The organism is Zavarzinella sp. (assembly GCA_041399155.1).
Taxonomy (GTDB): domain Bacteria; phylum Planctomycetota; class Planctomycetia; order Gemmatales; family Gemmataceae; genus JAWKTI01.
The window spans coordinates 933,983-958,825 of the sequence record JAWKTI010000001.1; the positions used below are offsets into that span (position 1 = coordinate 933,983).

A 24,843-nucleotide genomic window follows, 5' to 3' on the forward strand; every position below is an offset into this window, starting at 1 on the left:
GGATAACTGGTCAGAAATCGTTGATGCTCATTAATTTTACAATCAACAATGCATGCATTTGAAACAGAGTTGTCGGACCTCAGCCAGGTTCGGGCAGATCTGATTCCGATCCTCTTTAACCTTCAGGTGGGAATGCTCGCTAAAAATGAGAGATATTTCATTTCCTCGTTTGTTCCACCTTCGGCTATATTGTTATCTGTCCGATATAGGGTATCGCCGTGGAAACATTTGAAATCCGTTGTGAAGAATGTCAGGCCCGTTTGAAGGTCCAGCAGGCCCACGTGGGCAAGCGGATTCGCTGCACTCAGTGCCAACATGTGCAAGTGGTGCCAAATCTCACCCCGATCGAGCCAAAACTTCCCCCACTTCCCCCGCTGCCAAAGTCCGCACCAGCAAAGCCAGCACCCAGGCGGGAAATCCCCTGTGATTGCTGTGGGCATCTGCTTACCGAAACGGAAGCGGCTGCCGGAAAATATTGTGCGGCTTGTCGTGGGGAAGCACCTGAGCGGGAGGTAGAATCCTACAGCATTGGTAGCGGTGCTGCGGAGGCGCCTCGCGTCGATTTCGGGGCCACTCTGGAAGAATGGTGGCCCACAGGGGAAGGAACCCGCGTTCCTTATTCGTGGCGAGCAGTTTTTCAGGCAAGCCGCGAAAATGCCCTTGATGGGCAGTGGAAAGCTGCCTTGAAACTGTTGCACCCGCTGTTTCGTGATGCGGTGAAAGAAAAAATCCCCGATGCGGATCAATTGAATCGACCGTTAGCATTCTGCCTCAGCCGCTGGTCGAGAAGGGAATTGCGGGAATTTCAAAAAATGGACAAAAAGCCCACAAACAAGCTGGTGACGTTCCTGAACCTGGTGGTGGAAGCCCAAAAGTGGGGAAGAACATTCGATAACTTCGAATGCCCGATCTGCGAGCGATCCAGAAGATCGAAAGATGTTGGGGTGCGGATTCGCACGACCCGGGCAGTGTCTATACCTGCTGTGTGCCAATCAATACGATGGATGACAAAATCGTGCAGCACCTACGAACCATCCGGGAAAAATTGATCTTGCAAGCTACCTTGATGCCGAAGTTACTGTTGCAGAAAGCATTTACGAAAAATTGCCAGCCTGGTTCCGAGTGGTGAAATTTCAGGGCCCTTACTGGATCACCCGCGTGTATAACGAGCTGCCATCCAATGAAGGAGACGGTGGGGATGGGATTTCATCTGACGCTGGCGCAGCAGGAATGTTTGCGATGATTATGGGGTAAGCATGTTACAAATGCGATAAAAATAATCAATTCTCATTATTTTATGCCCGAGCCCTGTCCGTGAGGTACGGCAGAACGTATGGCCCTTTGGGGATCACTGCAATCGTGGCGTCGGCGCCGTGTTTGGCCAGTGCTTCTGTCACGGCCACTTCCACCGTGGGGCTTGTTTCAATGTAACAGTTTTGTAACTTCTCAGCAGGCAGGCCATTCGTCACAAGTTTTACCGTGCATTTTGCCAGCACTTTCGCCAGTTCTTCCAGTTGCCACTGATCCAGCACAAAATAATCGGTTTCCATAATCCGCTTTTTGAACAATTCAATATCCGGATTGTCGGCAATGATCTCCTGAAACTCCGGGCTGCCGATCCCTTCAGTTAAGCTGGCAGCAATAATAATGGTGCCCCCACGTTTGATGATGGGCAACGCACCGATCATTCCTTTGACCGATTGATAAAACGTGGTATCCAGAGGATAGCCCGCGCCACTGGTAACCACGATATCCACGGGCTGGTCGAGGCCGGCTTTCACCACGCGGCGAACAAAGTCGACTCCTCGTTCCCACGCTGCAATCATGTCACCCGCACCCAGCCAGGTAATGCGGCGCTGGCCATCAATGCAGACATTCACAATAAAGTCGCACCCCGCCATCATTGCAATGCGGGTATTCTCTTCGTGGACAGGATTCCCTTCCACCACGCCATTCTCGGCGTTGGGATGCTCCAGAAAGCGTGGGCTGTGCCATACTTTCACTGTTTCCAGACCGGCAATACCTGGGCAGATCAGTTTTCGGCCGCCTGAGTACCCCGCCATCATGTGGGGCTCAATGAGTCCCACGGACAGTTTCAGTTCTGCTTCCAGATAGCGGGTATCAATCCAGACAGGTACACCGTTGGGCGTGTTGCCCAGATAGGTGTGTTCAGAAAGTTCCTTGCCGTGGTGATTGATAACTGAATAGTTATCTACAATTTCCTTTCCCACCAATTCCACCAGTTCCGCACCTTCATTGGGGCGGTGCAGCCCGGTGGCGATCAGAATCGTAATGTGCTGCCGTGGGATGCCACTTGCTTCCAGCGTTCCCAAAATGGGTGGTAACAGAAGTTGGTTGGGCACAGGCCGCGTGATATCGCAGATCAGGATGCAGGCACTTTTTTTCCCTTCTGCCAACGTGGCCAGTGGTGCAGTACCGATCGGGTGTTGTAAAGCCGCTTCCAGATCGGCCAACGGGTCGGCCAGCGGGGCCACATCCTGAAGCGTCAGCGTTCCCACCACGTTTTTGGTGGGCAGTTCCACATCCAGCCCCGTTTTGCCATAATCGAGCGTTACTTTCATGCCCAGAATATCCTGTTTACCGCTTGCCAGATTTCTTTCCTTCCTATAATAGCGAATTCATTAATGGAACGCGATTACATCGCTTCGATACACCTATAAAGTGTTATACTATGTCTATCGATAAGTCTTTAAAGCGGAAACGTGGATCAAACAGTAATCGCAGTGTGCTGACGCGAGCCGAGCGGATTACGGCCATGAAAGAATCGGAAAAGTGGCAGGACGGCCAAAGCCCCTTCGGCTTGCCCAAAACCCGCGTGCAGAAAATTGTGCTGAAGAAAGCCAAGAAAGAAAAGGCACCGGAAGAAGATAAGAAGGGCAAGAAGAAAAAGTAGTTTTTGGGGCGAGTGGGCAAAATTTGCAGCTTTCAGCCACCTTTATGGTGGCTTTCTTCGTTCTGATCACTGTTCAAACTTCTCACTTTCGGCGCTTGGCTTATGGCAACCGTTCTCATCGCGTTGGGTTCCAATCTGGGCGATCGCTACCAATACCTGCAACGTGCGGGTGAACGATTGCACGCACTGCCCCGCCTTCGCGTGCTGAAGTGGGGCCAGATTTACGAAACGGCACCCGTCGGTGGACCTGCCAACCAGGGTGCCTACCTGAACACCACCGTGCTGGCAGAAACCACGCTGTCGCCGGAAGATCTGTTGCAGCGCATGTTACTTATTGAAAAGGACTTAGGGCGAATTCGCTCTGTCCAGGATGCCCCGCGTACCATCGATCTCGACCTGATTTTCTATGGAGATCTGGTTCAAACAGATCGCGATCCCTTGCTTCCTCACCCGCGAATGCAGTTAAGGCGTTTTGTCCTGCAACCTGCAGCCGACGTGGTGCCCGAGTGGCAGCACCCACAACTTGGCCTGACAATCGCACAGATGTCGGATCAATTGCCGCCGGAAGAAGACCTCCCGCAGATTTTCCCCAAGCCATTACTGTCAAAGCAGTTACCGCTTGCTGGCCTGCGTGCCATGGTGACTGGTGCGGCATCGGGAATTGGCAAAGCAATCGCCCACACTTTCGCCCAGAGTGGTGCTGAGCTGATCATTCACACCGGCAAATCTGAGGAAAAATTAATCTCTTTCGCCGAGGAACTTGCCGCAGACGGCTACATTGCAACCACCATTGTGCAGGATCTGGCAACGGGTGCCGGATGTCGCACGTTTACAGAACAGGTCTGGGCCCACGGTCCGGTGGATATTTTTGTCCACAATGCTGGCGTTGATCTGCTGACAGGGGACGCACCCACGTGGGATATCGAAACCAAACTGCAGGCACTGTTCGAGATGGACATTCGCTCTAACGTCTTGCTGTGTAGAGACTTCGGACAACGAATGCAGCACCGCGGCTCGGGATCGATCATCACCATCGGCTGGGATCAGGCCGAAACTGGCATGGAAGGCGACAGTGGGCAACTATTCGCAGCCACCAAGGCAGCAATTATGGCGTTCAGCAGATCGCTGGCGGTCAGTCTCGCCCCACAGGTCCGGGTGAATAACATTGCCCCAGGGTGGATCAAAACGGCATGGGGTGAAGGCACCAGCGATGCCTGGCACAACCGGGTGGAACAGGAAACTCCACTGCAACGGTGGGGCATTCCGCAGGATATTGCCCAGGCCGCACTGTGGTTGGCCAATCCCACCAGCGGGTTTATTACAGGGCAAACCATCCGAGTGAATGGTGGTGCGGTGCGGTTGTAACGGAAAATGAAGATTTCCATTTGCCATCATCAGCCAACTGTTTTGGTGGCAGGATTCTGAAAACCACCAATCGTGCTTGCCAAAACTTCTTGGGATTCATAGCCTTACATGTCATTACTGGGAATCCGTTCCCAATGAAAATGGTGGGATTTGGCCTGACATGCCACCTAATTAACCAGGTGAAGTGGGCAAACCACAGTACTTATTTACAAACAGGTTTTTCCTGAAGTTTTTTTCCGGAGTAGTGCGTCCATGAACGCAATTTTTGTTGATGGTTCCCGCCAGTTTCGAGTTGCCGTTGGCGACGTGGTTCGCATTGACCACCGCGATGTCAACGTGGGTGACACTGTAGAAATGACCAATGTTCTGATGACCGTCAACAACGGCACCGTTCAGATTGGCCAGCCACAGGTTGCAGGTGTGAAGGTTGTTGGCAAAGTCATTGGTCAGCCAAAAGACAAAGTGGTTATCCAGAAGTTCCGTCGCCGTAAGAACTACCGTCGATTGACCGGCCATTCTCAGCCATACGTCGAAATCCAAATCGAATCGATCTTGTCATAACTGCCCGTTGTATGCCATAATCCCCAGCGGACGCGAATTGACACCCACCATGGGTGAGAAAACTCATTAATTTCTCACTCATTTCTGTGTGACGTGGGCGTTTGTAGTTGCAGCAGGGAGGCTCGACGTGCGATTTTACATCATACTGGCTACGCTGATCGTAGCACTTATTGTGATTGGCTATACTGGTTTCCGCACCGCAGGTGGGCAAACCCCACCCGGAAAATTGCCGGATGCCATTCTGAAAACACCCGATCAAAAAAATCCACAAGTAATTCCTGTTGCAGGGGTTGCGCCGATTTCTGATCCAAAAATCGCCGCACCTGCCGCACCCACGAATACCAGACGGTTTGTGGGAAGCTTCCCCACTGATTCCCAAAATCTGAATCCGATTACAACACAATTACTGCACGCCTGTCGCCGTTCTTTTGTCTGGCTGGGGAAAGATGAGATCTTTCAGGTCAGTGGTCAATTCATCCCGGGCATTAATTTATCGCTGGGTATCCCCACCCAGGATGATCATTTTCATCAGCAGGCGACTGCCGCATGGGCTCTGGCACGTGCCGCACGGTGCACTGGCGAACAGCGATTCCATGCACTGGCATCGCAGGCGATTCTGGCTCAACTGGGTAGCACCACGTTGAACAATCAAGGTGGGCGGTCGACACTGCAAATCCCGATCACCCAGTGCGATCCGATTGGTTCTGCAGCACTGTTGGCGCTTGCGATTGCGGAATTGCCCAACCCCAGCACCGATTTACAGGCACGAGCAGTGGAATTAACTCGGTTTCTCGCAGCTTCCAGTCGCGGGGATGGTCGAATTTGCTGCGATCCCAACGCACCCGCGACGGTAACTGAGGCAGAATTTGCGTTTCTGGCATATCAGGCAATGCTGGTAAGCTTTGATGGTAAAGACACTCAGTTACTGGTGAATCTCAAAAAAGCATTAGAGTATTATGAGAAAGCAGTCACAGGCCGCACCCTTGTGTACTACGCTCGAATGTCTGCGGCGTGCAGTCTGGCGGGACTGTGGGTGCGGGATGAAACGATACAGAATGCTGTTTTTCGTGCAGCTGACGCAGTGATCACCCAGCAATATGCCTCCAGCCGGGATCGCGATCACTGGGCAGGTGGCTTTACAAGCGAATGGGAAAATTTGCATTCCCCACCCACCATCAGCAGTGCGGAAGGTGCCAAAGTGTTGATTCATGCCTGCCAGGTGATTCGCCAAATGGAACGACCAGACCTGGAGAAGTACCAACATTATCAAAAGAGATTAATTTGGTCTCTCCAATTTGTGACGTATCGCCTACAATATACCGAGTCTGACACACTCCATTTTGATGCGAGCTTTCGTCCCAAAGTGGTAGGAGCCTTCCGGCCTGGGTTGCAAGGTGGTTCTTTACGCACCACTGACACAGCATCGACCTCCCTGGTACTATCGGATTGCTTACTTCACGGATTCGATCGTCAGAATTAATTACCTAAGGAAGGTATTACCGATGAACTTGTTAATCGCCCCTGAAAATATGCGGACGAAAGCAGCTACCTTGGAGTCGCGCGAAGATACCAGTTCAGAACATCGTCAGTCCCCTCGACCTCCATGCCGTTCTTTGATGGGTGTGCAGGTGGTGGGTACAGGCAGCTATGTTCCTGACATGGTGATATCGAACGACCATTTACACGAACGTCTTGGCTTTGACTCCGATTGGATCGTCAAACGGACCGGCATTTACGAACGCCGGCACGCGTTGCCCCACCAGGCAACCAGCGATCTGGCAATTGAAGCTGCAGAACAGGCACTGAAATCTGCCCAACTGACACCCAAAGACATTGATCTGATGGTGTTGGGCACCTTTACGCCTGATATGTCGTTCCCTTCCACCGCCTGTATTGTGCAGGATCGGTTGGGCACCGTTGGCCCGGCGATTGAAGTGGAAGCGGCCTGTGCCGGTTTCATGTACGCCTTGATCACGGGTGCCGCCTATATTGTGGCAGGGGTAAGCGATACCGCACTGATTATCGGTGCGGATTGTAATTCCCGTATTCTGAATCCCGACGACATCAAAACGTACCCACTGTTTGGTGACGGTGCAGGTGCCGTGGTGCTGACGCGTGGCTCTCCTGAACAGGGGATTCTCAGTTACAGCATGGGTTCCGATGGCTTTGGCGGGGGATTACTCTGCCGGCCTTCCGGTGGCAGCAGAACTCCCCCACAGGAAGCCCACCTGGAACAGGGTTTGCAGTACATGTACATGGATGGTCGGGCGGTATTCCGCTGGGCAGTCGATATTCTGTGCGACACCATTCAGGATGTGCTTAGCCATACTGGTTTGAAATCGGAAGAAATTGACCTGTTTATCCCACACCAGGCGAACATCCGCATTATCAACGCCGCCATTGATGTGCTGCACATCCCCAGGAACAAAGTATTCCACAACCTGGAAAAGTATGGCAACACCTCGGGTGGGTCTATCCCACTGGCAGTGGATGAGGCAATCCGCCAGGGCTCGTTGAAATCCGGCCAGACGGCCCTCCTGAGTGGCTTTGGTGCCGGCCTCACGTGGGGCACCGCCATCATGCGGTGGTAATGGTTCTGATCAATTTCATGCTGAAAAATACTGAATAGGTATCTGTATTATGATTCCTTAACCAGTAATTGTTTCAGTACTTTGTGATTCGGACGAGGGACGCACTTTCTACACGGTGATTTATCCTGCGGCCCCGCCAATCAACACAACCTTCCAGCGTGGGGCTTCATGACCTGGTTGCCAGCATCCTTTTCGAGCAAATTTTTACCATTGGTGGAACCGTTTCCGAAAATTCCTTTAGGACCGGGCAGCAAGAATCTCGCCCAACTGCCGTTACTGAAAGAACTTGCGTCAAATCCTGTCTGCACGTCGGTATTGACCTCTGACGCACAGGAGTGCTGCCGATCTGCACTGTGGCTGCTGCACAATTTTCTGGACGAATCCCACGAAATCAGTCAGGAAATTCATTCCAGTACCGGATCGTTCTGGCACGGAATCATGCACCGACGAGAACCGGACGCGGGTAATGCAAAATACTGGTTCCATCGCGTGGGCAGCCACCCGGTACTGCAACAATTACGCGAAATCGCCCCCACGGTGGGGTATCAGTATTCGACACCGTTTGATTTCATCGATTTTTGCGAACGCCACCGCGACATGGGCACCAAAGAAGAACACACGGCCATCGCCGTGCAGCAACTCGAGTGGCAATTGCTGTTCGCCCACAACCTTTGCTGAGGGTTCTACCAGGCATTCTCTTCAGCCGATCATCCAGCAAATCACTTCAAAAATCCCCCACTTTCTTTGCAGGTGGTTGCGATTTTGGAAAAATTCACAAAAAAGTTTTTCATGACGTAAGTAATTTTCCACAAAGGACTTAAGGAGATGAGAATTTACTCATATGTAGCATTTTGCGAACAAAGTAACATTATTTTTTGTACACGTGGATATATTATATGTGTACAAAATATCAGACAAAGGAGTCTGGAGATGGGATTTTTCTTATTTTAGTAGTTGTATTTCACGTGGGATGGGGAAAATTGCTTGCCTTTGCAGGCGTTTTTGATTAGCCTCTTAGGTGTTATGTACTGTACAAAACTTACAGATGCCCGAAACACAGCCAGAATTGCAAGAGATTAACTTCAATTACACGGCGAATTTGCCGGAGTTGCTTGCAGAAAATCAATTATCGATTATTTTCAGCACCTATCAGGCGGGCAAAGTTGTCAGTGTGGGGTCGCACCAGGGCAAGTTAGAAATCCGTTTTCACCAATTTGACCGTCCGATGGGGCTGGCACGCACGTCAAAAGGCCTTGTAATTGGCACCAGCAACCAGGTGTGGTTTCTGGATGCGGTGCCCGGATTAGCCACAACTATCGAGCCAGCAAACACTTATGATCTGGCCCTTGTGGCGACCCGCAGCCACTACACGGGCCCGATCATGGGTCACGAAATTGCTGAATGTCAGGGCAAAATCTGGCTGGTGAACACTCTTTTTTCCTGCTTGAGTACTCTGAACGAGGGGCATCATTTTACGCCAGAGTGGCAACCTCCGTTTATTTCTGATTTGGCAGTGGGCGATCGGTGCCACCTGAATGGAATGGCCGTTGATCAAACCGGGCCAAGGTTCGTGACCGCACTGGGCGAAACGAATTCTCCCAACTGTTGGCGTGAAAACAAAGCCCAAGGTGGGGTGCTGATCGATGTAACCCGGAATGAGGTGCTGGCAAGAGAACTGTGCATGCCCCATTCCCCTCGCTGGCATCAGCAGCGATTGTTCTTCCTGAACTCTGGGCTGGGTGAATTAAGTACCATCGATCTGGGGACTGGAAATATCACGCCAATCACCCGCGTCCCTGGCTACACGCGCGGAATGGATTGTTGGGGTCGATATGCTGTGGTTGGTCTTTCCCGCATCCGCGAAACCAATGTCTTTGGCGGCCTGCCCATTGCCGAGCAACGTGATCAACTTGTTTCAGGGATTGCTGTAGTTGATCTGCAAAGTGGTGAACCAGTTGCCCGCCTTACGTTCCACAGCGGCGTAGACGAAATATTCGAAGCAAAATTCCTTCCAGGGTATCAGATGCCACTGATCTCGGGAGTAGATGTGAATAATGATGGCACGCAGCAGATTTGGCTCGTGCCAGTTGCAAAATAAAGTTGTTTGTTAGTAATCAGGTATTATTGAGGATTTCTCATGGCAAATCATCACTGGAAAGCAGCATGGAAGAAGCTGTGGGCAAATCCGGTTCGGAAAAATGAGACTACCTACCGACGATTAAAAGTGGAATGTCTGGAAGACCGCACCGCCCCTTCTGCAACACTGGTGAAGAATATCAATCCAGCAACTACTGAATCTTCCAACCCAGGCGAGATAATTCAGATTGGTGATATCATCTACTTTAGTTTGTATACACCAACTTCTGGATTGGAACTTTGGAAAACTGACGGTACTGAGGCAAGTGCAATTCTTGTAAAAGATATCAACAAAGGCACTAATAGTTCTTCTCCAAGCCAATTATTCGATCTCAACGGCACCCTATTTTTTGAAGCCGATGACGGAGTTAATGGTAAACAACTATGGAAAAGCGATGGAACTGAAGAAGGCACCGTACTCGTTAAGGATTTAGGATCAGGCAATTTGAATCTTAGCGAATTCACAAACTTAAATGGTACTCTGTTTTTCAATGTATCAGGAAGATTGTGGAAAACTGATGGTACTGAAGCAGGCACCGTACTCGTCAATTCTGTTCTCAATGTCAAATATATCACGAATGTAAACGGTACACTCTTTTTTCGTGCCAATAATGGGGTGAATGGGAGAGAACTGTGGAAGTCAGATGGCACCGAGGCTGGCACTGTCCTTGTAAAAGATATTCGTGTCGGGAACGCTTCTTCAGATCCAGAATACTTAACAAATGTTGGTGGAATACTCTTTTTTCGTGCCAATAATGGGGTGAATGGTAGAGAACTGTGGAAATCGGATGGGACCGAGGCTGGCACAATCCTTGTCAAAGACATACTACCTGGCATAGAGAGTTCATACGTTGGCAAGTTAACAAATTCAAATGATACACTGTTCTTTTATGCGAATGATGGTGTAAATAGTTATGAATTATGGAAATCTGATGGCACCGAGAGTGGCACACTTCTTGTCAAAGATATCAATTTAGGCAGTGGCAATTCTGATCCAAAAGAACTAACGGATGTAAACGGAGTACTCTATTTTCAAGCAACTAGTGGCACTGATGGAGCTGAGTTGTGGAAATCTGATGGAACTGTGGCTGGTACTGTCCTTGTAAAAGATATCTTTACAGGATTTGGATCATCAAATCCAATTCATTTGACGAATGTCAATGGAACATTGTTTTTTGTGGCTACTGACTTCGCAAATGGAACCGAATTGTGGAAATCTGATGGCACCGAGAGTGGCACACTTCGCGTGAAGGATATTCGGCAGGGAAATTTGAGTGGTAAACCCAGAAATTTAACGAACTTGAACGGCACACTGTTTTTCACCGCTGATGACGGAATTAGTGGTTATGAATTGTGGAAGTCAGATGGCACCGAGGCTGGCACCGCATTGGTGGCCGATTTGGTCGGTACTCCCTCGTCACCAAGTGGATTATATACAGTAGGTGATTATACTTTTTTTCGTGCAAACGATGGCATTAATGGTTATGAATTGTGGAAGTCAGATGGCACCGAGGCTGGTACCACAATGTTGAAGAATATCGTGCAGGGGAGCATTGGAGGAATTCAATTCAATCCTTTTGTTAGAGAAAATGTGAATGGTACATTATTTTTTCGAGCATACGATGTATCCAATGGGACTGAATTGTGGAAATCTGATGGCACGGAAACTGGTACTGTCATGGTCAAAGATATCCAAGTTTCAGGATCATCGACCCCTACTGGACTAGCTGATGTAGACGGAACATTATTTTTTGCGGCTAATAATTCCCAATTTGGTCGAGAACTCTGGAAATCAGATGGCACGGAAACTGGTACTGTTATGGTCAAAGATATCCTACCAGGGTTGTACGTATCTTCAAATCCTAGTTACTTGACAAATGTAAACGGCACCGTTTTTTTTCGTGCCAACAATGCCATAAGTGGATTTGAATTATGGAAATCAGATGGAACTGAAGCAGGTACTGTCATAGTCAAGGTTATCAATAATGGATTATCGAGTTCAAATTTCTTGGAGCCAACAGAATTGAACGGATCGCTGCTGTTTCTTGCTGACGACGGCATTCATGGCAAGGAGTTATGGACATCCGACGGCACAGAAACTGGTACTGTGATGCTAAAGGATATTGTACCCGGGTTCGAAACATCTTTTATTGATAATCTAATTAATGTTAATGGGACACTCTTCTTCAATTCAAAAGGAGAGTTATGGAAATCTGATGGCACAGAATCTGGTACTATCATGGTCAAGGATATCCGTTTGGGTGTTCAGAGGACTTATCTTTCTAAACTAACTGATGTCAACGGGATCCTTTATTTTACTGCAGATGACGGGGTACATGGCATTGAATTGTGGAAATCGGATGGTACCGAAACTGGTACAGTTTTAGTTAAAGATATCCGGCCAGGCAGCGGCGATTCTGACATATCGAATTTGTTTAATGCAAACGGAATCCTGTATTTCACTGCAGATAATGGTGTACATGGTATTGAATTGTGGAAATCGGATGGTACTGAAGCTGGCACTGTCCTGGCGGCAGATATTGCTTTGGGAAGTAGCAGCAGCAGTCCAGACTCATTTGCCGTTAACGGGAACTACTTACTGTTTGCAGCAACACAGGACAAAATTGGAAGAGAACTTTGGAGCTATCAACTCAGTACTCAACCAGAGATTCCGGATCAGAACTTCGATGCTGATGAAGACAGTAGCAACGGCAGCATTGTAGGCGCAGTGAATGCCAGCGAACCAGATTTGGGAGATAGCTTCACATACAGTATCGAAGCGGGTAATGACAGTGGTGCCTTCTCGATCAACGCAATTTCTGGTGAAATCTACGTTGCGGATGCTTCACAACTCAACTTCGAAACTACTCCGCAATTTGCACTTACTATTCGCGTCACCAATACTTATGAATTATTTGCTGAAGCTGAAATTACGATCAATCTTAACGATGTAAACGAACTACCGACGATCGACGATCAGACGTTTGAAATTGATGAAAACAGCCCGAACAATGCAATTGTTGGGGATATTGCAGCCACTGACCCCGATGTAGGCGACAACCTGACCTATGCCATTCTTTCCGGCAACGAAGCAGGTGCATTCACTCTGAATACTTCTACGGGCAGACTTGCCGTTGCAAACAGCAGTCTGTTGAACTTTGAAGATACCACACAGTTTGAGTTGGTCGTACGTGTCACCGATACCGGGAATCTCCAGGACACTGCGACAATCACGATCGATGTCAATGATCTGAACGAAGCCCCGGTGGCGGTAGATGACACCTTTTCCGTAGCTGAAAACAGTTCTTTAAATACGATTGTGGGAACGGTGACTGCCACCGACGAAGATAATGGGCAGACATTGTCCTATGCCATTACATCGGGCAATACAGGCAATGCGTTTTCGATTAATCCCACCACAGGCTTGATTCGAGTAGCCACTCCCTCCGCGATTGATTTTGAAACTGCTGAGGTTTTCAATCTGGAAGTGACCGTTACCGACAATGGCACAGGCAGTCTGACCGATATCGCAGAGATTACAGTAAATGTGCAGGATGGTAACGACCCGCCCGTCGCCAATGATGATACCTTCACGATTGACGAAAATCTTCCGACAGGAACCGTTGTTGGTACAGTAGATGCCAGTGATAGCGATGTCAGCCAGTCACTGACTTACGAAATCACCTCCGGGAATACTGGTGGTGCGTTTGCGATCGACTCTGCAACCGGTGAAATTACTGTTGCAAACACCGACGCTGTTGACTTTGAAACGACAACCACCTTTACGCTGACTGTGCTCGTAAGTGACAATGGCACACCAGAACTGTCCGATGAAGCCACCATTACCATCAATCTGAACGATATCAACGACCCACCTGTCATTGCCAATCAATTATTCAGTCTCTTTGAAGGCGCTCTCGATGGGACAGTTCTTGGCAATGTGGTGGCCACCGATCCGAATGCGGGCCAGACGCTGACCTACAATATCGTCTCTGGTAATGAAGCGGGCATTTTTGCACTGGATAGTAACTCGGGCGAATTGACGCTGGTGGATGCTGCTCAGATTGATTTTTATGCAACAATGCAATACCAGTTGATAGTATCGGTGACGGATGATGATGCACTGAATCCGTTTACGCGACAAGCCACGATCACCATTTCGCCGCCGACGGTGCTGCACGGTGGGGTGGGTACATTCGATCTGTCCGACATGATCCCCACGCCCTCTGGCCAGGTGCAGTATACCGTTACTCTGCTGGATCCATTGTTTGCCATCAAGCAGCAATATGGTCTTACGAATCCAGAGTTGCCCAACACTTTCAACCTGCGTGGGGTACAGGAAAAGTACTTCCTCAGCTCCAATGGCAGTAACCCCCAGGGTGCGGGCTATTTCATTCTGATGCCGAACAACGCCCTCTACGCCTGGCGTGGGTCGATTGCACTTTCGATTGCGAACCCACCAGTGGCAGATTTTAACAGTTATCCGTACGGGCAGCCTGGTACCACTTCTGTGTACGATCATCCCGCACTGCTGACCGGCGCGACAGGTAATCCTCTGGCCGTGGGTGCCAACCCATTGGTGGAATTGAAGGAAAAGTATGGCTTCAAGACGCCAGCCCACAGTTTTAATTTCCAGGGGGCCAAGGAATATTACCTGACCAGTTCCAACAACAGCAATCCGGCTGGATTTAACTACTTTGTGCTGTTACCGAACAATACGCTGATCAAGTTCAACGGCGTTTCTGCCACCGGTGGGACGTTGGTAGCAGACTTCACCGCACTGGGCCTGGGTGATGTTTATGCCAATCCTTCCCTGTTAACGAATGCATCGTTGTCACTGATTCCTGGCCTGACAGCGAATGTGGTCAATGATGAATTGACTCTGAGCGCAGTGCCCAGCTTCGACCGTACAGTGCAGGTGACGGTGCTGGCCGATGATGGCACCACCACCGCCGAAAAAGAGTTTACCTTTACAGTCAACAATACCGCACCGTCCATTGGTGCGGTGAGCAATCAGACGCTGAACCACAATGTGGACAGCCTTGACCTGACCTTGCCCGTCACCGATGGCGATCCTGATACCGCATTACGGCAAATCCAGGTGCAGGCCGAAACCTATAACCCGCTGTTCGACCTGAAGACGGAACTGGGGCTGGTCGCACCATACGCTTACAACTTCTTTGGTCAGCAGGAATGGTGGTTTGCCAGCACGAACGGCAGTAATTCTTCTAACAACGGCTTGTATGTGCTGTCGAATGGGAATCGGTTGTTTGCGTATGATGGTGTTTCATTTGCCACCACGATCCAGCAGACTCCCGTGGCAGACTTCAATCTGGCACCTTACAACAACCCGACTGTAACAAACAATCCCGCTCAACTGTTCAATGCGTTACCTGGTTCACCTGCCACGGTATATGTCAACCGTGGGGCCTTGTACGATGTGAAGTTGCAATTCGGTTTGACGGCGGCACCATACACGAAGAACGCCTTCGGTCAGCAGGAATGGTGGTTTGCCAGCACCAATGGCAGCAATCCGCTGGGAGGCAAACTCTTCTTTTTAATGCCAACCGGTCAGCTTTACGCGTGGGACGGTTTCCAATTCAACACCAGCCTGGCACGTGGGCCGATCGCCAGCCTGGTGGGCACGGGTGCGTACGAAGACCCCAGCAAGTTGACGCAGGCTCGCCCACAATTTATTGAAGATGAATTGTTTGAATTGAAAGACCGATATGGCCTGACGAAAGCCGATTTCGGCTTCAATATTCGTGGGCAGCAGGAAAAATACTTCATCAGCACCAATGGCAGCAATCCGCAAGGTGCGGGCTACTACCTGCTGATGCAGAACGGCGATCTGCTGGCCTGGCGTGGGACAATTGAAAGCAGTGTTCTCGTAACTAACGTCGGTGTCGATGTTTACGAAAATCCTGAAAAGATTTACGCCAACAGTGGGCAGGTCAGTGCGATTGTCGCCACCAGCAACGGTGCCACAGGCGATGTGAATCTGAACCCCCACGTGGCGTTCACGGGTGCGGTGAAAATTACCACCACCTTGAATGACGGTGCGTCGAGCGGGGATCAGGAATTCATTCTGACTGTGCCGAATCAGGCACCCACCTTGCAGCCGATTGCCAACGTCTTTGGTACTTCGGCAGCGGGGACCACAACCGTAAATCTGGTGCCTGCTGATGCGGACGGCGACCAGATCACTCTGCTTGCGCAGGTGCTGCCATACAGCCAGTTATTCCAGGATAAGACCCGCCTGGGGATCACCAGTGGTGCGTTCGGCCTCAACGCACGCGGCTTTAATGAGAAATATTTCATTAATAATCTGGGGCAATTCTTCGTACTAGCCACCAACAATCGCTTGTATGCGTGGAACGGCATTGATTACCTGACCACCGTGGCCCAGACACCCGTGGCAGACTTCAACGACCCGATCTACGGTGGGGCAAATGTGTACAATTCACCGGAACTTCTCAGTGGAGCCACCGCACCGACAGCCCCACCGGTAACGACCAGTATCGCGGGCAATATCCTGACCCTGAACTGGGATACGAACTTCGCAGGTAACTTCCTGGTAACAGTTTATGCCACCGACGGCAGCAGCACGGTGGTGCAATCGTTCCTGGTGACTGTGAACTAACAATGATGGAAACTCGAAAGAGATTCGCAAATAATTTGTTTGCAATATTGTTGTTTAATTGAATTGGTATATTGCAGAAAAGCAATTTACATTCGTTGCATTGTCCACGTATCTGATGCGGTGCGTTTCAGCAAGTATCGTTCTGGATTCAATTTGTACTGAACTACCAATTCCTGATCTGAATTTTTTTTAATGATCGTCCAGATGCCTTTGTTGATGGAAATCTTCTGTTCAGGTGCCCATTCCCAAGGTTCGACATCTTTGGTAACCGACTGACCAGTTTCGACCAGTTCATACCAGGGCTGACCATAAGATTCAGGTGGGGGATTATCAAACGGTTCTTTCCCGGCCAGCATTCTGCGTAGCAAATGGCTGTGAAAGATGTCGCCTTCGATTGCGGGCAGAAAATTCGGTACAGGGTGACCATTTTCCGATCGAATCTGAATCCATCGGAGAAAACACATGATTCCTCGCCATGCTTCGGTGCTTTCGCCGCGACTGAAATCATCCAGCCACTGCTGCCATTCATCAGGACTTCTAACGTTCATCACAACCTATCAGGTGGAAACCAAAAATACCTTATTTTGCGACTAAACGCTGCTGAAGCAGAGAAAGTCGCTCGCTGGCTTCCTGCCTTCGGATTGCCTGGCCCAACGCACGCTTGCTTCCAAGCAAAACCACCAGTTTCTTTCCTCTGGTAACACCAGTATACAACAAATTTCGTTGCAACATCATGTAATGCTGTGTGTGAACAGGGATCAGCACCGCGGGATACTCGCTTCCCTGACTTTTATGAATGCTGCAGGCATATGCGAGGACCAGTTCATCTAATTCGGTAAATCTGTATTTCAGTAGTCGCTGTTCAAACTGTACCGTAATTTCCTGATCTTCGGGATCAATCGATTGAACAATCCCAATATCACCATTGTAGACTTCTTTTGTGTAATTATTGCGAATTTGCAGCACTTTGTCGCCGGGACGATATTTCCGACCAAATAACTGGACTTCCCCACCGTTGGGCCGAAACGGATTCAACGATTCCTGTAGGCGTTCATTGAGGTGAATCACACCCAATTCGGACCGATTCATTGGCGAAAGAACCTGAATATCGTTAATCGGGTGCATCCCGAACCGCTTCGGAATGCGTTCCTGGATCATCGCCAGCAGTTTTTCAATAATCTCGGTGGGTTCTTCCGCTTCGATGTAGAAAAAATCCTGGTCTGGCCGGCTCCCACTTTGCGGGAACATCCCGCTGTGGATTGCGTGGGCAGCCTGGATGATCAGGCTGGACTGCGCCTGCCGAAAAATCTGCGTCAGTCGCACGACAGTAAGAACGCCCGAAGCAATCATATCCTGTAGCACAGTCCCCGGTCCCACTGAAGGCAACTGGTCCACATCGCCTACAAAGATAACGCACGCACTTGGTGGAATGGCACTCAGCAGTTGGTACATCAGCACCATATCGACCATGGAAGTCTCATCCACAATCACCAGATCGGTGTGGATGGGGTCGTGACGGTCGCGGATGAATGTCCCATTCACTGGATCGTATTCTAACAGACGGTGGATTGTTTTCGCTTCAGTCCCTGTGGATTCGGTCATCCGTTTTGCCGCCCGACCGGTGGGTGCGGCCAGTGTCACATGTTTTCGTTGTTGCTGAAAAATGCCCAGCATCGCCCGAATGATCGTCGTTTTGCCCACGCCAGGCCCGCCGGTAACAATCAGTGCCTTTGCCTGCGTGGCGGCATAAACAGCTTCACGCTGTTGGGGGGCCAGCGTCAGGCCCATTTTTGCCTCGATCAGTGGGATCAGGCATTCCACATTCACTTCCCCCAGTGGGTGGGGCTGTCGGCATAACTTCTGGATTGCTTCCGCAACACCCACTTCGGCCTGGTGGAGAGAACGCAGGAACAACCAGGGCGAGTGGGCGTATTCATCGGAAAGAAATTCTGGGACACGCTGTGGCGTTTCCCGCACGAATTCACGATTTTGCACACCTTGTTCGATGGCATCTTTGATGATCTGCTCTTCAATCCCTACTAAGTTGATCGTGTAATGTAGGATTGCCAGTTCTGGGTAGCCCACGTGGCCTTTGCCGACGAATTCCTGCAATGCATATCGCACCGCAGCGTAGGCACGCAGTGGGGAATTGGCAGGGATACCGAGTGCCATTCCCAGTTCATCTGCGGTTTTGAAACCAATTCCCCAGATATCGGTAATCAGGCGGTAAGGATTCTGGCGGATCATCGTAATCGATTCATCGCCATACCGCTTGTAGATCCGAACGGCCCGGGCGGTGCCAATACCATGAGTCTGCAGAAACACCATCACATCGCGTATGCCTTTCTGTTCTTTCCAACTACGACGTATTTGTTCGATGCGTGCTGGGCCGATCCCACGGATTTCAGTGAGGTGAAGTGGGGTCTGGTCGATAATTTCCAGAGTTTTTTCCCCAAAGACATCCACAATTTTCTTGGCATAGGTGGGCCCAATGCCTTTAATCAGGCCGCTGCCAAGATATTTGATAATTCCCTCTTTGGAATGTGGGGGCATGGTGCGAATATTTTCCGCCTGAAACTGCATGCCGTGATTTTTGTCGTTTACCCACTTTCCGCTGGCTTCAACATGCTCTCCCACAATCACTTGTTGCAAATTGCCCACCAGCGTGACCAGATCCCGATGTTGGCGGGCCTTGATGCGCAGCACCACGTAGCCATTTTCCTGGTTGTGAAAAGTGACCCGTTCAATGGTACCGCTCAAGGTTTCTTGTGGTTGCATACTCTGCCAGCATACCGCCTGAATGTTCGTGGTGCGATGTTCGTAGACTGGTTGTTAAGACATTTTACACTTCCTCTGCCGTTTTGGATCAGTTGGACCCCCAATATCAAACCATTATAGTGTACATATTTATATTTTCAAGTAGAATGTGCGAGCAGAAAAGGTTTTCATTGATGATTAATGAGTTTTTGCTCATTTTTGTGCTGGTGTGCACAACATTGGCAGGATGTTCGTTTGTCGGGAAAGGGCTATAGTGGATTTCATGAAGCTATTTGCAACCTGTGCTCGTGGGCTGGAAGGCGTGCTTGCCAAAGAAATCGAACTGATTGGTGCCCACACAATTGTGCCGGGCAGGGGTGGGGTATCGTTTGAAGGCGATCAAGCCACGTTATACAAGGCGAATCTATGGCTACGCACCGCAATTCGCGTGCTGGTTACCCTGCTGGAAGGAGAGACGACGGATACCGACGACTTATACGAGTGGGTCCGCACCATCGACTGGAGTGAATTGATGACTCCTGGCCACACATTGGCCGTCGATTGTAATGTACGGGATTCGTACATCACCCACTCTCAGTATGCGGCCCGAAGGGTGAAGGATGCCATTTGCGACCAGTTTGTCGATCGCGTGGGAATCAGACCAAGTGTCGATAAGGAACGACCGATGGTCGGGCTGAATCTGCATATCCACCGAAACAAAGCAGTGCTGTCTCTCGATTCATCTGGAGATTCATTGCATAAACGAGGTTATCGACCCGCACTGACGAAAGCACCGTTGAATGAATCGCTTGCGTCTGGGATTCTTTATTTGAGCGGCTGGCAACCCAGCATCCCGTTGTACGACCCCATGTGCGGATCGGGCGTTTTTCCGATTGAAGCCTGCTGGATGGCTTTGAATCGTCCACCTGGATTAACACGCAAACACTTTGGGTTGATGGGCTGGATGGATTTCGACATTCAGTTGTGGACTGGCCTGAGGGATCAGGCGCGTACCGAGATGCTGGCAGAATTACCCGCACCTATCGTGGGCAGTGACATCCGCAAGGATGTCGTTGAGTTTGCCAAAGTGAATGGAAAAACTGCTGGCGTGGGGAATCTGTTAAAGTGGCTCGTTACGGATGTTTGCAAGTCGGAACCACCCACTACGGAACCAGGGATTATCATTTGTAACCCACCTTACGGCGAAAGAATTGGTGATCTGAATGAAATACGGGAACTCTACCAGTGGATGGGGGACCATTTTCGAAAACGCTTTCAAGGTTGGCGTTTTGTGGTATTTACATCGGAAGATGCACCGTGGAAATACCTGGGGCCGAAACCAGAAAAGAGTACCCCACTGTGGAATGGGAAAATTCAGTGCAAATTGCTGAACTTTTCGTTGTGAATCAGTCTCATTAACAGTTGTACAGAATAAATGCGTTCTTTCTGCGTTACCCACTGGACAACATAGCGCTGGAATGTTATTGATTAGTTTATTACTGTAGTAGAATAATTCTGGAAGTAGATTTTCAACAAACGAGTTGTGTTGCACAACTCTAAGAACAAGGATACCTGTTCATGGCGCATGTTGTTACGGCCCCCTGTACTGATTGCAAATACACAGATTGCTGTGTGGTTTGTCCTGTAGAGTGTTTCTATCAGGATGAAAAGATGCTTTACATCAATCCCGACGATTGTATCGATTGTGAAGCATGCGTGCCCGAGTGTCCTGTTGAAGCCATTTACGGCGAAGGTAATGTTCCAGAACAGTGGACCAGCTACATCCAGTTAAACGCTGAGCGTGCTGGTGCGTTGGGTTCGGGCGCGGTGATTACCGAAAAGGCTACCCCGCTGGAAGGCCCGGATTGCAAAAAGCCGTAATTACGACTTCCCTTGTTGATTTTGTGCTGGTTTCCGCACTGCTACCGGTTTTAGAATTTCATTGCCCGTTTCAGGGCTTTCTGAAAAGAGATTGACTTGTTGTTTTAATATCAAACTTTGTCAGATTTCATTGATCAAATTGCAGGTTATTGCGGTAGAGTCGTTTTTTGTGGCACCAGATTGTACAATGGCTTTTTGTTAAATTCTGGTTCTACCGATGTAAACTGTCGCTATCCCCATCTTGTAGAAGATTTTGTCCATCCCACGAATTGTGTTCCATTGTATTTCAAGCAAATGCACATTTACAGGTGCCAGGCTTTCATGCTAAACGAGATTTTACGTCGTAGAACATTTGCCATTATTTCCCACCCTGATGCGGGAAAAACGACACTTACCGAGAAATGCCTGCTCTATTCTGGTCAGATTGCTGAAGCTGGGGCTGTCCGTGGGCGAAAAACCACCCGCGCTGTCACGTCCGACTGGATGGAACTGGAAAAAGAACGTGGAATCTCGATTAATTCCACTGCGTTGACTTTTGAATACCGCAAATGTCTGTTGAACCTGCTCGATACACCTGGACACCAGGATTTCAGTGAAGACACCTATCGCACGCTGGCGGCTGCGGATAGTGCAGTCATGGTGCTCGATTCTGCCAACGGTGTGGAAACCCAGACCAGAAAACTTTTTAAAGTGTGTGCTGCCAGAAAAATTCCCGTAATCACCTTCATCAACAAAATGGATCGATTGGGTAAAACCCCCCTCGACCTGCTGCAGGAAATTCAAAAAGAATTGGGAATTACACCGATTCCGTTGAACTGGCCAATTGGCCTTGGGGACGAGTTTACTGGTGTGTACGATCGTGTCACAAGCAATGTGTTGCTTTTTTCCCCCACGGTGGGTGGGTCGTTGCAAGTGCCCACGCGAGTGGTGCCATTAGACAAAGTAGCTGATTTTTTACCCGCCGACCTCGCCTCGCGGATTGTTGAAGAAGTTGAGTTACTGGAAATCGCCGGGGAGCAATTTCTGCAGGAAAAGTTCCTTGTTGGGGAACACACTCCGGTTTTCTTTGGCAGTGCGGCAAATAATTATGGAATTGAGCCATTTTTGAATGCGTTCATCGATCTTGCCCCCACACCCGGGCCTCGACCGGGTAAAAACGGGTTGGTTCCGATCGATCGGCCGGAATTTGCTGGACAGGTTTTCAAAATTCAGGCAAATCTGAATTTACGCCACCGCGATCGGGTGGCTTTTGTGCGGGTCTGTGCGGGGCAATTTGATTCCGAACAAGACCTGACGGTGGCTCGAACTGAAGAGCGATTGCGAACGAAGGGCTCCCACCGATTGTTTGCTCAGGATCGGGAGGAAGTGCAGTCTGCTTACGCGGGAGACGTAATCGGCATCTCCTTCACCAAAGGAGTGCGGCTGGGCGACACCCTCTATTGTGGTGAAAAAGTAGAGTTTGTTGGTTTGCCACAGTTTAGTCCGGAGTGTTTCGCTTCGGTGCGTTGTCAGGATAATGCCCGCAGGAAGCAATTGGCAGAAGGCTTACAGCAATTGGCCGATGAAGGGGCGGTGCAGCTATTTCGGGCACCTGATAATCCTCAGGAACTGATCCTTGCTGCGGTGGGTGTGCTGCAATTTGAAGTAGTCAAGTACCGACTGAGCACGGAATATGGTGTGCAGGCTGAAATTGTTGCTCTGGAATACAAGGCGGGTGGCTGGATCGGTGCACCGAAATCCACCCTGGCGAACGTACGGCTATTGCCATCGACAAAGATCGTTTACGATATCCAGAATCGTCCCGTGATTCTGGCAACGGATCCGTTTACGATCCGATACATGCGTAACAAAGAAGCCAGCTTGAAGATCAGCCCATTTTCGGATCACTTATTTGCACCCACCGATTGAAAAGGCAGTAATTATGCGGTGGCACTGACAAAAGTGCGTAGAAACGCCATCGAATCGCTGGCAATCTGCACCGCCTGGTGGCTGTGCCGACTGAGTTCCACGAATGCACCTTCGCTGTAATTGCCTTCCTGCAGGGCGTGGAAAATATCAGCAAAATCTACGGCCCCTTCACCAAACATCAGGTGGTCATGGATTCCGGCATTCATGTCCGCCAGGTGAATGTTCCACAACTTCTTATGTTGCAACCATTTACGAATGTGATCGCTGGCAGGTAAATCGCCTTCGCAGGTCAGGTGGCTGCAATCGAGCGTCAGCCCGAACAGTTCGTGATTGATAAGATCGTGCAGCACCTCAAAATCCGCCATGCGGGAAATCAACATTCCCGGCTCGGGTTCAAACGCCAGCCGCACCCTTGTTTGTTCTGATATCTGTAGAAGTGTGTGGATTTCGTTGGTCAATCTTTCCCACGCCAGGTCAGGGTGGGTATCTTTCGGCAGGGCACCTGACCAGAAACTGATGCACTCCGCACCGAGAATCTGGGCAAGTTGCACGCACCGCTGTAAAAATTCCTGCCTGATTTGCCGTTGGCTGGGTGCACTGTCAAGCAAAGTAGGTTGGTGTTTGCGACGTGGATCTAACAGAAAGCGGGCACCAGTCTCAATGACCAACTGCATCTGGTGTCGATCTAACAACTGCTTGATTGTTTGCGCATATTCATTCCAGCCGCTTTCCAGAATGTTCAAATGCTGGTAATCGACGGTCAGTGCCACCCCACGGTAGCCTTGTTCGGCCAGAATTTCGATCGCATCTTCCAGGCGATGGTGGGCAAAGCCGTTGGTGTTATAGCCCAGAAACATATCAGATCACCGCTTCCAGATAATCGACCTCTGGCACCATTGTTTTTAAGTGCTGCTCCATTGCAGCCAGCATCGACATCATCGTGGCGGGGCAACTGGAACAGATGCCGTTCAGCCGCACCTGAACGCAGCCGTCATCGATACCCACCACATCCAGCAGTGCACCATCCAGGTCCATTTCTGGTGCAATCACTTCTTTTAACGCTTTTTCTACTTGCGTTAATAACTGTTGCTGTGTCATCGTTGGGGGGCCTTCATGGTTGTAAAGAGATTTTTGGCCTGTTGGATATCAGTATGTATCTGAGCAATCAGTTCCGTAGCATCCTGAAATTGCTTTACCGGTCGAATTGCTGCAATCAGGGCTAATTCGAGCGATTGTCCATAAAGATCACCTGCAAAGTCAATCAGGTGCACTTCCACTTTAGGCTGTAGTTCGCCAAAGGTGGGATTTCCACCAATATTGACTGCGGCCGCGTGCGCCTGGTTGCCCACAATCACTTCACTAGCGTAGACCCCAGGTGGGGGTAACATCGTGGCAATCTGGGCCAGATTTGCAGTCGGAAAACCAATTGTTCTGCCCCGTTTTGCCCCACTGACGACGGTGCCTTTGATGGAATATGGGCGACCGAGAAGTTCCGTGACGCTCGAAAAATCGCCTTCGGCAATTTTGCAGCGAATCCGACTGGTCGAAACCACGTCGCTGCGATGAGAAATAGCAGGAAACTGGCAAAAATCGATCTGGTTTTGTCGGCACCACTGTTCCAGTAATTCATTGTTGCCAGCGCGGTCTTTCCCAAAACGAAAATTAAACCCTTCAACTATCCCGCGTGCTTGCAGGGAAAAGCGAACAATCGTTTCAAAAAAGTACTCAGGCGAAAGCGATAATAACGCTGGTGTTGTGGCAAGAATTACGACACGGTCTGCGCCCACCCGCTGTAATAATTGGACGCGTTGCGGAATAGTGGTAAGTGGAGTCTGAAAACTGGCTGGGGCCAGCAATTGCATCGGGTGTGGGTCGAAAGTAACTGGCACAACAGGTGCGGCGTGTTTCTGGCCAAGTTCCTTCGCTTTTGCCAGTAACGACTGATGGCCCAGATGCACACCGTCGAAATTACCGATACACAGGATCCCGCCACGAAAAATCGCTGGTGGAACAGCCTGAAAATCAAGATAACAGCAATTTTCGCTTATCTCATTCATCGATTCATTCTAGTGATTTTACCCCAAAGA

18 protein-coding genes are annotated in these 24,843 nt (G+C 49.8%); 12 read left to right on the forward strand and 6 right to left on the reverse strand.

Annotated elements, in window-relative coordinates:
- Window positions 1-218: 218 nt before the first annotated feature.
- Complete coding sequence (locus R3B84_03960; GenBank protein MEZ6139706.1) at window positions 219-1,049, forward strand: hypothetical protein; 831 nt, start codon at window positions 219-221, stop codon at window positions 1,047-1,049.
- 246 nt (window positions 1,050-1,295) lie between these two features.
- On the opposite strand, the gene larA is transcribed toward R3B84_03960, so the two are convergent.
- Window positions 1,296-2,582, reverse strand: a complete 1,287-nt coding sequence (larA, locus tag R3B84_03965) for a nickel-dependent lactate racemase (GenBank protein ID MEZ6139707.1) — start codon at window positions 2,580-2,582, stop codon at window positions 1,296-1,298.
- 110 nt (window positions 2,583-2,692) lie between these two features.
- On the opposite strand from larA, the gene R3B84_03970 reads away from it, so the two are divergent.
- The 8 genes from R3B84_03970 (at window position 2,693) to R3B84_04005 (ending at window position 16,210) form a co-directional block, all read left to right on the forward strand.
- The gene (locus tag R3B84_03970; protein MEZ6139708.1) at window positions 2,693-2,914 is read left to right on the forward strand and encodes a small basic protein; all 222 of its coding nucleotides are present in this window, start codon (window positions 2,693-2,695) and stop codon (window positions 2,912-2,914) included.
- A gap of 102 nt (window positions 2,915-3,016) precedes the next feature.
- Window positions 3,017-4,279, forward strand: a complete 1,263-nt coding sequence (gene folK / locus R3B84_03975) for a 2-amino-4-hydroxy-6-hydroxymethyldihydropteridine diphosphokinase (GenBank protein ID MEZ6139709.1) — start codon at window positions 3,017-3,019, stop codon at window positions 4,277-4,279.
- 252 nt (window positions 4,280-4,531) lie between these two features.
- The gene (gene rplU / locus R3B84_03980) at window positions 4,532-4,840 is read left to right on the forward strand and encodes a 50S ribosomal protein L21 (protein MEZ6139710.1); all 309 of its coding nucleotides are present in this window, start codon (window positions 4,532-4,534) and stop codon (window positions 4,838-4,840) included.
- Window positions 4,841-4,967: 127 nt separating this feature from the next.
- Entirely contained in the window at window positions 4,968-6,320 is a 1,353-nt protein-coding gene (locus tag R3B84_03985; protein ID MEZ6139711.1) for a hypothetical protein, read from the forward strand.
- A 22-nt stretch (window positions 6,321-6,342) separates the two neighbouring features.
- On the forward strand, window positions 6,343-7,431 hold the full coding sequence (locus tag R3B84_03990; protein MEZ6139712.1) for a beta-ketoacyl-ACP synthase III: 1,089 nt from the start codon (window positions 6,343-6,345) through the stop codon (window positions 7,429-7,431).
- 168 nt (window positions 7,432-7,599) lie between these two features.
- Entirely contained in the window at window positions 7,600-8,109 is a 510-nt protein-coding gene (locus tag R3B84_03995) for a hypothetical protein (protein ID MEZ6139713.1), read from the forward strand.
- 367 nt (window positions 8,110-8,476) lie between these two features.
- Entirely contained in the window at window positions 8,477-9,529 is a 1,053-nt protein-coding gene (locus R3B84_04000) for a TIGR03032 family protein (GenBank protein MEZ6139714.1), read from the forward strand.
- A 39-nt stretch (window positions 9,530-9,568) separates the two neighbouring features.
- Window positions 9,569-16,210, forward strand: coding sequence for a cadherin domain-containing protein (locus R3B84_04005; protein MEZ6139715.1), 6,642 nt, complete (start codon window positions 9,569-9,571; stop codon window positions 16,208-16,210).
- Between the two features lie 86 nt (window positions 16,211-16,296).
- On the opposite strand, the gene R3B84_04010 is transcribed toward R3B84_04005, so the two are convergent.
- On the reverse strand, window positions 16,297-16,758 hold the full coding sequence (locus R3B84_04010; protein MEZ6139716.1) for a hypothetical protein: 462 nt from the start codon (window positions 16,756-16,758) through the stop codon (window positions 16,297-16,299).
- A gap of 31 nt (window positions 16,759-16,789) precedes the next feature.
- On the reverse strand, window positions 16,790-18,988 hold the full coding sequence (locus R3B84_04015) for an ATP-dependent RecD-like DNA helicase (protein MEZ6139717.1): 2,199 nt from the start codon (window positions 18,986-18,988) through the stop codon (window positions 16,790-16,792).
- 262 nt (window positions 18,989-19,250) lie between these two features.
- Between R3B84_04015 and R3B84_04020 the strand changes: the two genes are divergently transcribed.
- The 3 genes from R3B84_04020 to R3B84_04030 all read left to right on the forward strand — a co-directional run bounded on the left by R3B84_04020 (window position 19,251) and on the right by R3B84_04030 (window position 22,756).
- Entirely contained in the window at window positions 19,251-20,372 is a 1,122-nt protein-coding gene (locus tag R3B84_04020; protein ID MEZ6139718.1) for a THUMP domain-containing protein, read from the forward strand.
- A 266-nt stretch (window positions 20,373-20,638) separates the two neighbouring features.
- Window positions 20,639-20,848, forward strand: a complete 210-nt coding sequence (locus R3B84_04025) for a ferredoxin family protein (protein ID MEZ6139719.1) — start codon at window positions 20,639-20,641, stop codon at window positions 20,846-20,848.
- Between the two features lie 321 nt (window positions 20,849-21,169).
- Complete coding sequence (locus tag R3B84_04030; GenBank protein MEZ6139720.1) at window positions 21,170-22,756, forward strand: peptide chain release factor 3; 1,587 nt, start codon at window positions 21,170-21,172, stop codon at window positions 22,754-22,756.
- 11 nt (window positions 22,757-22,767) lie between these two features.
- Here R3B84_04030 and R3B84_04035 read toward each other — a convergent pair whose 3' ends face one another.
- The 3 genes from R3B84_04035 to R3B84_04045 are packed head-to-tail and all read right to left on the reverse strand — an operon-like array spanning window position 22,768 to window position 24,813.
- Entirely contained in the window at window positions 22,768-23,613 is an 846-nt protein-coding gene (locus tag R3B84_04035) for a sugar phosphate isomerase/epimerase family protein (protein MEZ6139721.1), read from the reverse strand.
- A 1-nt stretch (window position 23,614) separates the two neighbouring features.
- Window positions 23,615-23,854 carry a NifU family protein gene (locus tag R3B84_04040; GenBank protein MEZ6139722.1) on the reverse strand — a complete coding sequence of 80 codons (240 nt, stop codon included), beginning with the start codon at window positions 23,852-23,854 and terminating at the stop codon, window positions 23,615-23,617.
- On the reverse strand, window positions 23,851-24,813 hold the full coding sequence (locus R3B84_04045) for a bifunctional riboflavin kinase/FAD synthetase (protein ID MEZ6139723.1): 963 nt from the start codon (window positions 24,811-24,813) through the stop codon (window positions 23,851-23,853). The genes R3B84_04040 and R3B84_04045 overlap by 4 nt, the downstream gene beginning before the upstream one ends.
- Window positions 24,814-24,843: the final 30 nt, after the last annotated feature.